This is a genomic window from Caballeronia sp. LZ003, assembly GCF_031451465.1.
Lineage (GTDB): Bacteria > Pseudomonadota > Gammaproteobacteria > Burkholderiales > Burkholderiaceae > Caballeronia.
In genome coordinates this window covers 1-402 of sequence record NZ_JARUXJ010000212.1, presented here as the reverse complement: position 1 = coordinate 402, position 402 = coordinate 1, and the positions used below count along the sequence as shown (strand labels likewise).

Below are 402 nucleotides of genomic sequence, written 5' to 3'. Positions count from 1 at the left end.
ACTTCTTGGCATCGAAGGCAGGGCGAATGAAGGGTTGCGCAGGCGTGCGCGAACTGCCGAACTCGATCTCTCGAATCGCGCGCGCAAGCGTGCGCTCCGTGAGCTTTACCGCGTTGCGCTTGCCCAGTTCGACGAAGCGCCCGTAAAAGGCATCCTTGCTCCAGGTGATGAGGTAGGAGGCATACTTGCCCGGCACCGACTCTTCCCTATCATAGGCAATCAGCATATGGTCCCGCAGGAAACCGGGGACGTGCGGCTGAGCTCGACGCATCCCCTCTCGGTCACCCACCGGCGCACGCCGTTTGATCTCGTCATGAATGACGCGAGCGCCGGCGACCGCCGCCTGGCGAAGCGTGCTTTCGCTCACCGCCTCGTCAAGCGAGCGCAACATCCCCGTCAACG

1 protein-coding gene is annotated in these 402 nt (G+C 62.9%); it reads right to left on the bottom strand.

Annotated elements, in window-relative coordinates:
• The coding region (locus QCE79_RS34500; protein WP_309852267.1) for an HK97 gp10 family phage protein at positions 1 to 402 on the bottom strand (402 nt) is incomplete at both ends.